We start from the raw sequence: 13,686 nt of genomic DNA, 5'->3' as shown, positions 1-13,686 counted from the left end.
ACGTCGAATTCGGGAGGATTACCCGATGAGTCGCTCTCGCATCGACCGCTTTCGCTGCTTTTCCGCGAGCAGGACGGAACAGTCCACGTCGTCAACGATGTCGAGCGCGAGCGACCCCCGGACGAGACGGGAAAGGAGGCCTTCCTCGGTCGCGCCGATGACGAGCAGCGAGCAGTCGCCCGCCGCACGTTCGATGGCCGCTTCGACGTCCTCGTCGTCCACCACGACGAGATTCGCGTCCTCGATGCCGTGTTCCGTGGCCCAGTCGGCGAGGAACTCCTCGCCCGCGTCACGCGATTCGTCGGTGACGTGGAGGAGCGAGAGTTCGGAGTCGTACTCCGCCTGCAGCATCTGCGCGATGGCCGCGCTGAGCTCGGAGTCCGGCCCGCCAGCGGTGGGAACGAGCACGCGACCGGGGTCGAATCCCCTATCTCGGAGAACCACCACGTCGCACGGAAGCCCGTTCGTCAGTTCGTCGATGGCGCTCTCGGCCCGGCCGGGGGAGCCGTGGCTGTCCTCGCCCCACCCCATGACCACGAGGTCCGCGGCGTGGGTTCGGGCCGCGTCGAAAATCTCCTCGAACGAGCGGTGCGAGAGGATGGTGTGCGTTTCGACGGGGACGCCGAACGTCTCGGCATCCGCGCGCGCTCGTTCGAGGAGTTCGGCCGATTCGGCGTCGAGTTCCTCGACGTGCGCCGCGCCGCTCGCCAGCGGCGTCTGGTCAGGCACCTGCACGATGTGCGTCGCGACGACCGTTCCGCCGCGTTGGCTCGCCACGGCGCTGGCGAGCGAGATGAGGTCCGTCTCGTGTTCGGGGTTGGCCAACGGCACCATCACGCGGTAGTCGCCGCCGTCCGGTTTCACCGACGACACGGCGGAGACGGCCGATTCGGGCATCGCCTCCGGTTGGCTAAGGACGTGATCCGTGAGGACGCCCTGTTTTTCGGTCTTTCTGCGGGCGTAGAGGAAGTACCACCCGACCGCGCCGACGACGAAGGCGACGGCGAGCGTCGGCGCGACGATGTCGGCGGACGCCATGAAGCCGATGAGGCCGAACGAGGTGAGCGCTCCGAGAATCGGGGTGTACGGGTACAGCGGCACACGATAGTCGGGATGGTAATCATCCGTGTCGGCCTCCCGCATCACGATGAGCGCGACGTTGAGCAGGCCGTAGATGACGAGGTGGAGGACGCTCCCGGCCGTGGCGAGCACCTCCACGTCGCCGATGACGACGAACAGGAGGATGAGGCCGCCCGTGACGCCGATGGAGCGGTACGGGGTGGTGAACCGGTCGTGGATGTCGTTGAGCCAGTTGCTCACCAGTTTGTCCCGGCCCATGGCGAAGTTGATGCGCGAGGACGCGAGAATCGAGGCGTTCGCGCTGGAGGCCGTTGCGAGTAGGCCGCCGAACGTGAGGGCGACCGCCCCGGCCGGACCCATCAGCATGCTCGCCACTTCGACCACCGCGGTGTCGTTGTTCGCCACGACGTTGAGTTCGACCACCGAGAGGAGGACCAGCAACACCAGCGCGTAGATGATCGTCACGATGACGACGCTCCCGATGACGGCGCGGGGAAGGTTCTTTCCGGGGTTCTGAATCTCCTCCCCGACGGACGTGATTTGGACGAAGCCGAGGTACGAGACGAAGATGAGTCCCGTCGTCGGCAACAGCGGCGTGATGCCGTTGGGCGCGAACGGTCGAAGCGTCGAGAGGTCGGCGTGGAACGCGCCGACGACGGAGAACACCGTCAGAATCCCGACGAGCGTCACGACGATGATGTTCTGCAGTCGCCCCGTCTCCTTCGCGCCGACGTAGTTGACGAGGACGAACAGCGACCCGGCCACCAGCGCGCCGAGCTGTGACGGCGAGAGGAAGCCGACCGACGGGACCGACAGGAACTCGGTGACGTACTGGCCGAAGCCCAGCATGTAGAACGCCGAGGCGAACGCCAGTCCCATCCAGTTACCCCACCCCGCGATGGAGCCGAACAGCGGCCCGAGCGCGTGGTTGATGTAGTAGTACGCGCCGCCCGCTTTCGGCATCGCGGTGCCGAGTTCGCTCGCCGAGAAGGCCGTTAGCACCGCGACGCCGCCACCGACGATGAACGAGAGGATGACGAGCGGCCCGGCTTCCGCGGCGGCGACGCCGGGAAGCACGAAGATGCCCGCGCCGATCATCGTCCCGACGCCGATGGTGAGCGCGGCGAGCGGTCCGAGGTCCTTTGCGAGTTCCTCGTCCGCCATCAGTTCGCCTCCGTGTCGGGGAGGACGACTATCGGCCTGTCCGACTTCGTGACGAGCGAGTGAGCCACGTCCCCCGTGAGCAGTTGTATCCATCGGCTGCCGTGCCGCGGCGAGAACACGATCGCCGTCGCGTCCACGTCCTCGGCCACGTCGAAGATGGCGTCAGCGATGTCCGTGCCGTAGGTGAGTTTCGTCTCGACCGGAACCCCGGCGGCGTCACAGCGGTCCGTGACGACGGAAAATATCTCGTCCGCACGTTCTTCGCGCTGTTCGACCGACGCCTTGTCGGGAATTCCGCCGCCCTTCTCGACGACGTGCACTGCGACCACGCGGCCGTCGGCGTCGGCAACGCGGTCGAGCGCCGCGTCGCACGTCGTCTCCGCGTCCTCTTCGGTCACGACCGGGAGGACGATGCGTTCGAACAGCCCCGTCATGTGACGTACCACCCGGTGTCGATTACCTGTCGGGTGTACCGTCGCGTCGGGTCGGTCCAGTGTTCGATATCGGACGTATCTCGAATGGCGTGTCGGTGTGTCATGCGTCCCCGTAATCTCCGAGCAAGGTGATAACGACTACGAAACCAGCCACGGACTCACACCTCCACCGCCCAGACCGTCACCGACTCGGAGCAGCCGTACACGTCGCGGAACGCCCGCTCTACGAACTGTGCGATGCGGTTCGCGTCGGCTTTCGCGCTGATGCGCACGTTCGTCCCCTCCGCGTTTTCCGGGCTCTCCAACTGCTCGATTTTGAACGCCGGGAACTCCCGGACCAACTCCGTGAGCGCGTCCAGTTCCTCGTCCGTGCAGTCCACGTTGAGCGTCCGGTCGCCGAACTGTATCCACGGCGGGAGTTCGGTTTCCTCGTCGTCCGTCTCGTCGCTCGTCCCGTCCTCCACCGCGGCCGTCGGTTCCGCTTCGGAACCGAGGTCGGGTTCGGGTTCCGGTTCGAGGTCGGCCACCAGCGTGCAGAAGGCGCTCCCGCGCTCGCGGTGTGCGGTGATGGCGTCCACGACGAGTTTCCGCCGCTCAGTCGGCGTCGAAGCACTGAATCTGGTCATATCGGACGTTCGTCTTCGGACGACAAAAACCGGGTGCTCCGCTCGGTTTCCGTAAGCCTTTATGCGAGGACGGCGCAGGTGAGTGCATGAACCCGAACATCCTGATTTTGGGTGCTCCCGGTGCTGGGAAAGGGACACAGAGCGCACGAATCGCCGAGGAATTCGACGTGGAACACGTCACGACCGGCGACGCGCTCCGCGCGAACAAGCACATGGAGACGGAACACGGTACCCCCGCGAGCTTCATGGACGCGGGCGAGCTCGTTCCCGACCCAGTGGTGAACGAAATCGTGAACGCCGCCCTGTCCGAGGCTGACGGCTACGTCCTCGACGGCTACCCGCGGAACCTCTCGCAGGCGGAGTACCTGGACGACATCACCGACCTCGACGTCGTTCTGTACCTCGACGTGGACGAGGACGAACTCGTCGGCCGTCTCACCGGCCGCCGTCTCGACCCCGAGACGGGCGACATCTACCACATCGAGTACAATCCCGCCGAGGACGAAGCGGTAAAAGAGCGACTCGTCCAGCGCGACGACGACACCGAGGAGACGGTGCGCGAGCGCCTCCGCGTCTACCGCGAGAACACGGAACCCGTCATCGAGCACTACGAGGAGACGGGCGAACTCGTCCGCATCGACGGCGAGCAGACGCCCGACGAGGTGTGGGACGACATCAAGGAAACAGTCGAAGAAGAGGCCTGAACGCGGCTACTCGAACGACAGTTCTTTTTCCCGCGGTTCGCTCGGTTCCGCTTCGAGGAGCGTGTCGAGTCGCCGTTCGAACTCCGCCTCGTCGATGTCGCCGTTGGCGTACCGCGCCCTGAGCATCTCCACGGCGTCGAGTTCCGCTTCGTCCTCGTCGTCCTCGACGGCCGTTTCGTCGCCGTCGCGCAGGTACCACACGAGGAATCCGAGAACGGCGATGATTCCGAGGAGGTAGGGTGCTTGCGTAGCGACAACCGTGATGATTCCCGTCAGAAAGATGGCGAACCCTCCCAATACGACCGCACGCCAAAAATCGTGCTCCGGGAGGATTTCACTCAGTTCGCTCATACCCCGTATTACGTGACAGCTGTAAAAAATTTATCTTCAGTCATGCCGCCGCGCCGGTCGTTTTTCGCGTGTTCGTCGTCGGGACGCTTCGCGTCCGTCCGTGCCGATGGCGAAGGTTGATTAACGCCGAATTCCAAACGTGCTACAATGGCACGGACAGCGCAGAAGGTAGAATCGCTCATCGCCGAGGACCCGGCGATGGCCGACGCCCTCTCGGTCATCTACGAACGGACCGACGAAGGGTCGGATGAAGTCCAATGGCAGGACGTGAGCGACGACCTCACCAGCGGTCAGTGGGGTCGCCTGATAGAGAAGGGTATCCTCGTGGACGGTATCCACGGGTTCGAACTCGCGGACCCCGATGAAGTCGCGGACGCCCTCGACGACTCCGGGTCGGCGACGACCAGCACGACTTCCTCGTCCAGCGATGTGGACGACATCGAGACCACTACGTGGTCGAAGTGGGACAAACTCGCGGCGGTGGCGAGCATCGGTCTGTTCTTGGGCTACTCCCAGAACGGCATCCGCGCCGCCGTCGGGCAGGTCGTCGACGTGGTGCTCGGTCCCATCGACGCCGCGCTCCCGTTCTACGTCGTCATCATGATCGTCGCCATGCTGACTGGCCTGTACACCACGCTCCTGCAGGACAACCTGATGGACATGGAGAAGATGAGCATGTATCAGGAGCGCATGAAGGACATCCAGAAGCGCCAGAAGGAAGCGAAGGAGAAGGGCGACGAGCAGGCGATGGAGCGCATCCGACAGGAGCAGATGGAAGCCATGGGCGACCAGACGGGCATGTTCAAAGAGCAGTTCCGCCCGATGGTCTGGACGATGTTCATCACCATCCCTGCCTTCCTCTGGATGTACTGGCGCATCGGCAGCAATACGCCGGCGGTCGTTCCCAATAAATTGGTCCTTCCGATGGTCGGCGCGACAGGATGGTCCGAGGGCGTTATCGGGCCGATGATGGCGTGGATCGTCTGGTACTTCCTGTGCTCGATGGCGTTCACGCAACTCATCCGCAAGGCGTTGAACATCCAGACGACGCCGACGTAAGTTCAAAACCTCTTTCTTGGTGCCCGTTCGAGAGTACATATGTTATTGACCGTCTCAGGCCCACCGGGGAGTGGGAAGAGCACGACTGCGCACGGACTCGCGGACGCGTTCGGATTGGATCACGTGAGCGGCGGCGACATCTTCCGGGAACTCGCCGCCGAGCTCGACCTGACCCCGCTCGAATTCAACAAGCTGGCCGAAGAGGACGAGGAGATAGACCTTGATTTGGACCGACGCCTCCGGGAAATCGCCACCGAGGAGGACGACATCGTGCTCGAATCCCGACTCGCCGGGTGGCTCGCCGGTGAACACGCCGACTTTAGAATCTGGCTCGACGCGCCGCTCGACGTGCGCGCGGCCCGCATCGCGGACCGAGAGGACAAATCGGAAAAGCAGGCCGCGACCGAGACGCGCGCCCGCGCGGGCAGTGAGGCCCAACGCTACGAGGAGTACTACGGCATCGACATCACCGACCTCACCATCTACGACTTGAGCATCAACACCGCGCGTTGGAATCCCGACGACGTTCTCGCCATGCTGACGACGGCCGTCGAGAACTACGAACCGGACTCCGACGAGGGTAAGTATCCGATTACCGGCGTTACCTACGACTTCTGATGACGCTTCGCGGCCCACCATCCGAGCGTTCGCCCGCGGAACTCCTCGAATTCGGGGTCATCAACCTCGACAAACCGCCCGGCCCGTCAGCCCATCAGGTCGCGGCGTGGGTTCGGGACCTCTGCGAGGTCGAACAGGCGGCCCACGCGGGCACCCTCGACCCCAAGGTCACCGGGTGTCTGCCGACGCTGACCGGCTCGGCTACCCGCCTCTCGCAGGTCTTCCTCGAAGGTTCGAAGGAGTACGTGTCGGTCCTCGAACTGCACGAGACGGCCCCGGCCGACATCGAGGCCATCGTCTCCGAGTTCGAGGCACCGCTGTATCAGAAGCCGCCGCGGAAGAGCGCCGTCTCGCGGAAGCTTCGCGTGCGCGAGATTTACGAGTTGGACGTGCTGGAAGTACAGGACAGAAAGGCGCTCCTCGGGATTCGGTGCGAGAGCGGAACCTACATCCGAAAGCTCTGTCACGACATCGGCCTCGCGCTCGGAACCGGGGCGCACATGGGCCACCTCCGCCGGACGGCGACCGACCCGTTCGACGACACCGACCTCGTGGCCCTCCACGACCTCTCGGACGCGCTGGCGCGCTGGCGGGAGGAGGACGAGGACGATTGGCTTCGGAAAATCGTCCGCCCCGCGGAGGACGCCCTGACCCACCTCCCGAGCGTGACCATCGCCCCGAGCGCCGCCGAGCAGGTCGCACACGGCGCGCAGGTGTACGCGCCGGGCGTCATCGAGGCGGAGGAGGCCGAACGGGACCAACTCGTCGCCTGTCACACGCCGAACGGCGCGGCGGTCTGTCTCGGCCGAATGGTCGGCGACGCGGACGCCGACGAGGGAACCGTGGTCGAACTGGAACGCGTGTTGGTTTAGGACTCACATCCCGTTTTCCCTGTCTGCCGGTTCACGCTGCTTTTTGTCGCGTGCGAATCACCTCCCGGTATGCAAGTCGGCACCGCGGAATCTGCGCCCGGCGAACTCGTCACCGGATGGTTGGACGTCACCGACCTTCCGACAGGAACGCCCGAACGCCTCCCAGTCCTCATCGCGGAGGGGGAGGAGGACGGCCCGACGCTTTGGATTACGGCGTCGATTCACGGCAACGAGGTGACCGCCCTCGCCACCGCGCAGGACGTTATGCATGAGGAGTTGGCGTCGAAGATTCGCGGGACGGTCGTCTGTCTCCCAAATTTGAATCCCGCCGGACTCCGCCGGACGACCCGCACCTCCTACTACCACGGTGACGACCCGAACCGTTATTTCCCCGACCCGGACGCGGACGGGTCGCGTCCCCCGCGCGTGCAGGAACTCATCGACGAACGGGTGTTCGACGCTTTCGCCGACTCGGCGGATGCGCTCGTGGACCTCCACACCGCGCAGGTCGGGTCGATTCCGTTCGTGATTCGGGACAGGGTGCTTTACGGAACTCAGCGAGACGAGGACGAAGCCCGCGACCTCGCCGACGAACTCGAACGCCTCGTGGACGCCTACGACTTCCCGGTCATCAACGAGTACGTCGCGGAGGAGTACGTCGAGCAGAACCTCCAGCGCTCGACGGCGGGCGCGGCGCTGAACAACGCCGGAATTCCCGCGTTCACGGTCGAACTCGGCGGCTTCGAGGTCGTCGAGGAGGACACCCGCGAGAAGGGCGTCGTCGGCCTGTTGAACGTCATGCGCGAACTCGATATGCTACCCGGCGACGCGGAACCGACGGGACTCGCCGCGCCCGTCGACTTCCCGGTCAAGCGCGCGGTCCATCCGCACACCGAGACGGCCGGAATCGTTCGCCACCGCGTCGAGGCGGGGGACGCCTTCGAAGAGGGGGACGTCATCGCGGACATCGTGACGCCGCACGGCGAGCCGAAGGCGACGGTCGAAACGGACCACGACGGCTACGTCGTCGGGCGCTATCACGGCGTCGCAGCCTACGAGAACGACCCGCTCACGAGTCTGGCGGTGCGGGACGACGGCGACGTGGTAGTCCCACGCTCGCAGGAGTGAAACGAAGGGCTTAACATAGGCACTCTCCTTTTGCAGAATGTAGCGGGACCGTGGGGTAGTGGTATCCTCTGCGGATGGGGTCCGTAGGACTCGAGTTCGACTCTCGGCGGTCCCATACTTCTGTTGGGAGCAGGAAAGACGAGCGAAGCGAGTCTTTTCCGTGGTCCCATTCTTTGATTGGACTACGAACGGCGAGCGGAGCGAGTCGTTCGGTGGTCGCTCATCCGTCAACGATGCTCGTACGCTGACGGATTACTTCGGAGTTCGATGTACCGTGTTGTTCCGTGAGTGTCGAGTATGTCTGGGTATTACCACCATTGGACATATTTGTTTCCATAGTTTATAATATTAAGAGAAGATTGAAATAACGGTGGTACAACCAGTTAGATATGTCGAAAAAAGAACCAACCGGAGCGGCCGGTAGGGATGGCAGACGCGACGCCCTCCATCGAAATCTCTACGACGATTTGTCGTTCGACGAACTCGAATCGTCGCCGACGTTCACTCCCGAGATGGCGAAGGAGTTCTTCCCGGTCCACCGCGAGGAGCCGATCGACACGATGGGCGGGCCGGTCGTCATCGAATGCGCCTACCCCGGATGGCAGGCCGGTGGCGAGCACTACCCCGCCGTCCCGGACACGCTCGAAGAACAGAGTCTGGGACTCATCGAGGGTATCGAGGCGGGTGCCGCCGCGGTGCACGTCCACCCGCGAAACGAGGAGCGGCGGCCCCAGTGGGAGAGTCCGGAACTGCTCGCCGAGGTGCTGGACCCCGTGTTCGAGGCGTGCGGTGAGGTGATTACGACGAGTCAGACGTGGATGACCGGCCCGCACGCCGATTACGTGACGGCGACGGAGAAACTGCTCCGCATGGGCGACGGGAACAAGTACTGCCAGGGTTCGGTCGTCCTTCCGATGGGGTTGTTCGGCGCTGGTACCTATCACTCTCCGTCGGCCATCACGGAGGGCGTTCGGTTCTTCCAAGAAAACGGGGTCAAACCGGTGTTCCAGTTGTACGACACGCACGTCCTCTACGACTTGAAACATCGACTGTTCGAGAAGGGCGAGGTGGAGGAGGATTCGCACATGTTGAACCTCTATCTGGGCGCACACCACTCCCAGACGACGAACAACGACCCGTGGTCGTATCTCAACGTCATCTCCTCCATCTACAACGCCCGCGAGACCATCGACGACGCCATCGTCGGCGTCAACCCCGGCGGGCGAAACTGGCTTCCGACGCTCGTCCTCGGACTGCTCGCGGGTGCGAACGTTGTCCGCGTCGGTATCGAGGACACCTACTGGCGATACCCGCACCGGAACGAGGTGATTCAGGACAACACCGAAATCATCGAACTCGCCGTGCAGTTCGCCGAGTTGCTCGGCCGAGAGGTCATCACGGACCCCGACCAGGCCCGCGACTTTCTCGGCATGGAGTACACCTCGCCACGCTGATGTCGGGTGTCGGCTACTGCCACGAAACCACGTACGTCACCAGCTGCATCCCGTCTCTCGACCCCCGAAATACCGCCTCGACGTCGGCGTCCTCGTCACCCCACGTCTCGACGACGCCGGTGATGAGACCCCTGTTCAACTCCGGTGGATACGGATTCACGCACACCATTCGTCCCTCGGTTTCGCCCGTCTTCTCGAACTCGTAGTAGCCGACCTCCCCGCCGCGGTGGTTCATCTGGTACACGTCGTCCACGCTCGAGAGGGCACTCTCCACCGAATCGACCGCCGACGGCCACTCCACGACGTCGGGTATTTTCGTCCCTATCTTCGTCACCGTCCTCGGTCCGACCGTCTCGGCCAGTTTGTCGAATGCGTCGAGATACGACTCCATCGGATACCACTCGCCGGGTTGTGGTTTCGGGATTCCGTTCTCTTCGAGGATGGAAAGCGCCCGCCGCTCGTACGCATCGGAGAAGGACCCGACTCCCCTGACGATGGAAGAAACCGCTCGCCCTTCTACTTCGATGCTACTGATGTCCGTTCCGCGTCGTTCCGAAATATGCACACGAGGATAGTTTTCATCTGTAGAATATTTGTTTTATTATAAGAAAATATACAATAGAATTCGGTTGGTAATTGGCGTGCGCTCGATTACCACGAAACGTCGAACGTTCGTTTGCTCGCCGTTTCGTCCCGCTCGACTTCGACGAATGCGCCGCTGTCGTTGAACTTCTTGACGATACCTTCGACGATTCCTTGATCCATCGGGGACGGGTACGGAGTTTCACAGATCATTCGTCCCTCCGTTTCGCCGGTCTTCTCGAACTCGTAGTAGCCGACGTCTCCACCGCGGTGATACATCTGATACACGTCGTCGAGCCCGGTCAATCCGGCCTCTACGGAGTCGATTTGTGGTGGCCACTCTACGGTTTCGGGGATCTCCTTCCCGATGGTCTTGACGGTTCGCGGGCCGATACCGTCGACGAGTTCGTCGAGCGAATCTATCGCTGCCGGGAGCGAGTACCATTCACCCACCTGTGGTTCAGGAACGCCGTTTTTGTCCAACACGTCGAGAACGCGCTTCCGGTACGCTTCCGATAGCCGAGAGACAGCTTGTACGACGGATGTGAGAGAGTCTCCTTTTACTTGCGTGTTTGCCGCTGCCATTTGAGGCATGAAAATTATTTCAGAAACGTATATTAAATAACTTACTATTATCAGATTAAATAACTAGAAATAGTAAATATTTTGTAACCACTGGATTGGCAAGCAAGCGGAGAGAACTCCTTACTCATACAATATATGATTCCTGCTCTTGTTCTTTGATATCATATATGTGTGAACCCCTAGGTTTATTATTTACAATATTCAAATTCTTAATATGATCACCGATGACGAATCGTTTGAATCCTCGTCGGACGATGAAACGTACGAAATCGAGGATGTGGCGTTCATCGGGCGAACGTTCGAGGAGTACGTTCGAATGTTCGATCTCGACCTCCACCGACTCGACGGGGGGCGGATACTCGACTGTCCCTCCGGCGCGTGTGCGTTCGTCGCGGAGGCGACCCAACGGGGACTCTCTGCGGTCGGCGCGGACGTCATGTATCGGGGTGACTACGGCGAGCTCGATACGCGCGGCGAGCTCGACATCGAGATGGCACTCGAGGGGTTCGACGACGCGGAGGAGTTGTTCGAGTGGGACTACTACGGCGACGTTGACGGCCTTCGAGACCACTGGACCGAGGCCTACGAGACGTTCCTGAAGGACTACCCCGCCGGACTCGCCTCCGGTCGGTACGTTCCCGCCAAACTTCCCGACCTCCCGTTCGAGGACGACGCGTTCACGCACACGCTCTCGGCGCATTTGCTCTTCCTGTACGCCGACCGACTGAGCCACGAATTCCACGTTGAGTCGCTCCGCGAACTCGCTCGCGTCACCGCCGATGAAGTTCGCGTCTACCCTCTCGCGGACTTCGAGGGAACGCCGTACCCGCGGCTGGACGACCTCCTCGATTCCCTTCGGTCGGACGGGTACGGCGTCGAGATTCGCTCCGTTCCGTTCGAGTTCCAACGCGGTGCGACGGAAATCCTCGCCATCGACTGCGACTGATTTTCTTCCAAAACAGGAAATCCAAATATACTTCCCACGGCAGGGAGGACAGTTGGCCATGAGCCGGACCGTTGCTGTCGCACATTATCCGGAAGGCGCGGGGCACGCGACCCGGATGCTTGCGGTGGCACAAGCATTGGAAGGGCCGGAGACGGATGTCGTCCTCGCAGGCGGTGGTCCGGGGTCCCAGTTCATCGAGCACAACGGCTACGAGGTCTACCGTCCGGCGACGGTCGATTACATTGGTGACTATCAGGGCGGGTCGATTCTCGACGTGGTGACTCGAAGCGTTCCGAACAGCGGTCGGCGGGTGTTCGACTTCGTTCGATGGCTCCGCCGCGAAGACCCTGCCGCCCTCGTGACGGACGACATGTTCGCCGCGATGGCGGCCCACTGCACCGATACGCCGCTGTACGTTCTCACCCACAACGCCGCATCCTACTACGACGCCGCCATCGAAGAGGTGTTCACGTGGATTCTCAACCGCTACCAGATTTCGGTGTCGCACGCGTTCTTCTATCCCGCCGTGTGGCCGCCGGACCGCGGCGACCCGCCGGGCGTCGTCCACATCCCTCCCATCGCCCTCGAACCCAACGGCGAGGAGCCTCCCGACGACATCGACGTGCTCCTCGTTCCGAGCACCTACACGACCAACTTCGCGGAACTCGCCCGCGCCCTCGAAGACGACGGCAACGACGTGACCCTCGTCGGTCACGACGGCTGGGAGTCGGTGCCGTCGCTCCTTCCGTGGATTCAGGCCGCGAACGTCGTCGTCTGCTCGGGCTACTCCACCGTGATGGAGGCCGCCGTCGCCGGGACGCCCTGTATCATCTACCCGTTCACCGACGAGCAACACGGCGTCTCGCGGGTCATCGAACGCCGCGGCCTTCGCGGGTTCCAAATCGAACACTCGATTCCGCACGTCACCCGCGCGGTGCGCCATCCCCCCGAATCACCCGAGTACGAAAACGGCGCGGACCGCGCGGCGGAGTACGTTTTGGACCACATGGAGTAGCGCTTCTTTCACGCGCACCGGGAGATAGCGCGGTAATTTGCCACTGCCGAAATCGCCATCCTGCTCTCGACTGACCGCTAGGTATGGCACAGGTGACGGTCGGGGGGCGACTCCATTTCGGCTTTCAGAACCTCTCACTCGCCCACGAGCGATTGTACGGCGGGTTGGGGGTCGCTCTCTCCTCGCCGACCGTCTCCGTCGAGGCGACACCGGCAGACGAGGTGCGCTGTGACGACCCGTGTGCACGCGAGTACGCGAGCAGGGCTACGGACTTGCTCTCCGTCCCCGGCGCGGACGTTCGAGTTCACCGGACGCTGCCGAGACACGTCGGACTCGGGAGCGGGACGCAACTCGCGCTGGCCGTCTTCGCCACCGTCGCCCACGCCTACGGCGACGACCCGGCGGTCCGCGAGCACGCGCCCGCCCTCGACAGGGCGGGGAGGAGCGGAATCGGCGTCTCGACGTTCGAGCGCGGTGGTTTCGTCGTTGACGCCGGACATCCCACGGAACGCTTTACCACGGCTCGTCCCGCACGCGGCGACTGGTCGGTCCCCCCCGTCGTCGCGCGACACGACGTTCCCGACGACTGGCGGTTCGTGCTCGTCCTCCCGGACGCCGAACCCGGTCGGAGCGGCGACGACGAGGACGCGAGCATGCGCTCGGTCGTCGAACGCGCGGACCCGACAATCGCCGAGGACGTCTCCTCGATACTCCTCCGTCGGTTGCTTCCGGCGATTGCGGACGGGGACCCGGACCGGTTCGGCAGTGCGGTCGCGGAGATCGGTCGCCGAAACGGCGCGTGGTACGCCGACGAACAGGGAGGCGTCTATCGGCCACCCGTCGGCGAACTCGTCACCGCCATGGAATCCTCCCCGTCGGTGTTCGGTGCCGGGCAGTCGTCGTGGGGACCCGCGGTGTACGGCGTGACCACGCGGACGTTGGCCGACGGAGCCGTCGAGGCGGCTCGAAACGCGCTCGATTCCGCGGGCGTCGCCGGAGACGTGTTGCTCACTTCGCCCCGAAACGCCGGAGCGAGCGTAAACGGTAAGCGTCAGGAATGAGAGGGGA

General features: G+C 63.2%; 15 protein-coding genes and 1 tRNA gene. 10 read left to right on the top strand and 6 right to left on the bottom strand.

Features of this window, described 5'->3' with window-relative positions:
* Positions 1 to 18 precede the first annotated feature (18 nt).
* The 3 genes from B208_RS0107020 to B208_RS0107005 form a co-directional block, all read right to left on the bottom strand.
* On the bottom strand, positions 19 to 2,244 hold the full coding sequence (locus tag B208_RS0107020; protein ID WP_007983450.1) for an amino acid permease: 2,226 nt from the start codon (positions 2,242 to 2,244) through the stop codon (positions 19 to 21).
* Positions 2,244 to 2,678 (bottom strand): universal stress protein, encoded by a 435-nt coding sequence (locus B208_RS0107015; RefSeq protein ID WP_007983448.1) that lies wholly within the window; start codon positions 2,676 to 2,678, stop codon positions 2,244 to 2,246. Before B208_RS0107015 ends, B208_RS0107020 begins: the two co-directional genes overlap by 1 nt.
* A gap of 158 nt (positions 2,679 to 2,836) precedes the next feature.
* A complete protein-coding gene (locus tag B208_RS0107005) occupies positions 2,837 to 3,304 on the bottom strand; it encodes a hypothetical protein (RefSeq protein ID WP_007983444.1) in 468 nt (155 codons plus the stop codon).
* 86 nt (positions 3,305 to 3,390) lie between these two features.
* Here B208_RS0107005 and B208_RS0107000 point away from each other — a divergent pair, with 86 nt between their 5' ends.
* Positions 3,391 to 4,008: an adenylate kinase gene (locus tag B208_RS0107000; RefSeq protein ID WP_007983442.1), complete on the top strand. Its 618-nt coding sequence runs from the start codon at positions 3,391 to 3,393 to the stop codon at positions 4,006 to 4,008.
* Between the two features lie 6 nt (positions 4,009 to 4,014).
* Here B208_RS0107000 and B208_RS0106995 read toward each other — a convergent pair whose 3' ends face one another.
* Positions 4,015 to 4,359, bottom strand: coding sequence for an SHOCT domain-containing protein (locus B208_RS0106995; protein WP_007983441.1), 345 nt, complete (start codon positions 4,357 to 4,359; stop codon positions 4,015 to 4,017).
* 147 nt (positions 4,360 to 4,506) lie between these two features.
* On the opposite strand from B208_RS0106995, the gene B208_RS0106990 reads away from it, so the two are divergent.
* The 6 genes from B208_RS0106990 (at position 4,507) to B208_RS0106965 (ending at position 9,490) form a co-directional block, all read left to right on the top strand.
* A complete protein-coding gene (locus B208_RS0106990; RefSeq protein ID WP_007983438.1) occupies positions 4,507 to 5,418 on the top strand; it encodes a DUF106 domain-containing protein in 912 nt (303 codons plus the stop codon).
* A gap of 39 nt (positions 5,419 to 5,457) precedes the next feature.
* Positions 5,458 to 6,036 (top strand): (d)CMP kinase, encoded by a 579-nt coding sequence (cmk, locus tag B208_RS0106985; RefSeq protein ID WP_007983436.1) that lies wholly within the window; start codon positions 5,458 to 5,460, stop codon positions 6,034 to 6,036.
* Positions 6,036 to 6,908 carry an RNA-guided pseudouridylation complex pseudouridine synthase subunit Cbf5 gene (locus B208_RS0106980; protein ID WP_007983434.1) on the top strand — a complete coding sequence of 291 codons (873 nt, stop codon included), beginning with the start codon at positions 6,036 to 6,038 and terminating at the stop codon, positions 6,906 to 6,908. The genes cmk and B208_RS0106980 overlap by 1 nt, the downstream gene beginning before the upstream one ends.
* Before the next feature lie 69 nt (positions 6,909 to 6,977).
* A complete protein-coding gene (locus tag B208_RS0106975) occupies positions 6,978 to 8,036 on the top strand; it encodes a succinylglutamate desuccinylase/aspartoacylase family protein (protein WP_007983432.1) in 1,059 nt (352 codons plus the stop codon).
* Between the two features lie 44 nt (positions 8,037 to 8,080).
* Positions 8,081 to 8,151 (top strand) — tRNA-Pro (locus B208_RS0106970).
* A 274-nt stretch (positions 8,152 to 8,425) separates the two neighbouring features.
* Positions 8,426 to 9,490, top strand: coding sequence for a 3-keto-5-aminohexanoate cleavage protein (locus B208_RS0106965; protein ID WP_007983431.1), 1,065 nt, complete (start codon positions 8,426 to 8,428; stop codon positions 9,488 to 9,490).
* Positions 9,491 to 9,503: 13 nt separating this feature from the next.
* Here B208_RS0106965 and B208_RS0106960 read toward each other — a convergent pair whose 3' ends face one another.
* Both B208_RS0106960 and B208_RS0106955 read right to left on the bottom strand, forming a co-directional pair.
* Complete coding sequence (locus B208_RS0106960) at positions 9,504 to 10,055, bottom strand: hypothetical protein (protein ID WP_007983429.1); 552 nt, start codon at positions 10,053 to 10,055, stop codon at positions 9,504 to 9,506.
* An 86-nt stretch (positions 10,056 to 10,141) separates the two neighbouring features.
* Entirely contained in the window at positions 10,142 to 10,666 is a 525-nt protein-coding gene (locus B208_RS0106955) for a hypothetical protein (RefSeq protein ID WP_073096576.1), read from the bottom strand.
* A 205-nt stretch (positions 10,667 to 10,871) separates the two neighbouring features.
* Between B208_RS0106955 and B208_RS0106950 the strand changes: the two genes are divergently transcribed.
* The 3 genes from B208_RS0106950 to B208_RS0106940 all read left to right on the top strand — a co-directional run bounded on the left by B208_RS0106950 (position 10,872) and on the right by B208_RS0106940 (position 13,679).
* Entirely contained in the window at positions 10,872 to 11,603 is a 732-nt protein-coding gene (locus B208_RS0106950) for a hypothetical protein (protein ID WP_007978035.1), read from the top strand.
* A gap of 58 nt (positions 11,604 to 11,661) precedes the next feature.
* A complete protein-coding gene (locus tag B208_RS0106945; protein WP_026177769.1) occupies positions 11,662 to 12,618 on the top strand; it encodes a glycosyltransferase in 957 nt (318 codons plus the stop codon).
* Positions 12,619 to 12,701: 83 nt separating this feature from the next.
* Positions 12,702 to 13,679, top strand: coding sequence for a beta-ribofuranosylaminobenzene 5'-phosphate synthase family protein (locus B208_RS0106940; RefSeq protein WP_007978030.1), 978 nt, complete (start codon positions 12,702 to 12,704; stop codon positions 13,677 to 13,679).
* Positions 13,680 to 13,686 lie beyond the last annotated feature (7 nt).

It is taken from the genome of Haladaptatus paucihalophilus DX253 (assembly GCF_000376445.1).
GTDB classification, from domain to species: Archaea; Halobacteriota; Halobacteria; order Halobacteriales; family Haladaptataceae; genus Haladaptatus; species Haladaptatus paucihalophilus.
This window is presented reverse-complemented; position numbering and strand designations above follow the sequence as displayed.

Excerpts from the sequence above, each read along its gene's own strand:
- B208_RS0107020 (WP_007983450.1), bottom strand. The coding sequence starts at position 2,244 with ATGGCGGACGAGGAACTCGCAAAGGACCTCGGACCGCTCGCCGCGCTC.
- B208_RS0107015 (WP_007983448.1), bottom strand. The coding sequence starts at position 2,678 with ATGACGGGGCTGTTCGAACGCATCGTCCTCCCGGTCGTGACCGAAGAG.
- B208_RS0107005 (WP_007983444.1), bottom strand. The coding sequence starts at position 3,304 with ATGACCAGATTCAGTGCTTCGACGCCGACTGAGCGGCGGAAACTCGTC.
- B208_RS0107000 (WP_007983442.1), top strand. The coding sequence starts at position 3,391 with ATGAACCCGAACATCCTGATTTTGGGTGCTCCCGGTGCTGGGAAAGGG.
- B208_RS0106995 (WP_007983441.1), bottom strand. The coding sequence starts at position 4,359 with ATGAGCGAACTGAGTGAAATCCTCCCGGAGCACGATTTTTGGCGTGCG.
- B208_RS0106990 (WP_007983438.1), top strand. The coding sequence starts at position 4,507 with ATGGCACGGACAGCGCAGAAGGTAGAATCGCTCATCGCCGAGGACCCG.
- cmk (WP_007983436.1), top strand. The coding sequence starts at position 5,458 with ATGTTATTGACCGTCTCAGGCCCACCGGGGAGTGGGAAGAGCACGACT.
- B208_RS0106980 (WP_007983434.1), top strand. The coding sequence starts at position 6,036 with ATGACGCTTCGCGGCCCACCATCCGAGCGTTCGCCCGCGGAACTCCTC.
- B208_RS0106975 (WP_007983432.1), top strand. The coding sequence starts at position 6,978 with ATGCAAGTCGGCACCGCGGAATCTGCGCCCGGCGAACTCGTCACCGGA.
- B208_RS0106965 (WP_007983431.1), top strand. The coding sequence starts at position 8,426 with ATGTCGAAAAAAGAACCAACCGGAGCGGCCGGTAGGGATGGCAGACGC.
- B208_RS0106955 (WP_073096576.1), bottom strand. The coding sequence starts at position 10,666 with ATGCCTCAAATGGCAGCGGCAAACACGCAAGTAAAAGGAGACTCTCTC.
- B208_RS0106950 (WP_007978035.1), top strand. The coding sequence starts at position 10,872 with ATGATCACCGATGACGAATCGTTTGAATCCTCGTCGGACGATGAAACG.
- B208_RS0106945 (WP_026177769.1), top strand. The coding sequence starts at position 11,662 with ATGAGCCGGACCGTTGCTGTCGCACATTATCCGGAAGGCGCGGGGCAC.
- B208_RS0106940 (WP_007978030.1), top strand. The coding sequence starts at position 12,702 with ATGGCACAGGTGACGGTCGGGGGGCGACTCCATTTCGGCTTTCAGAAC.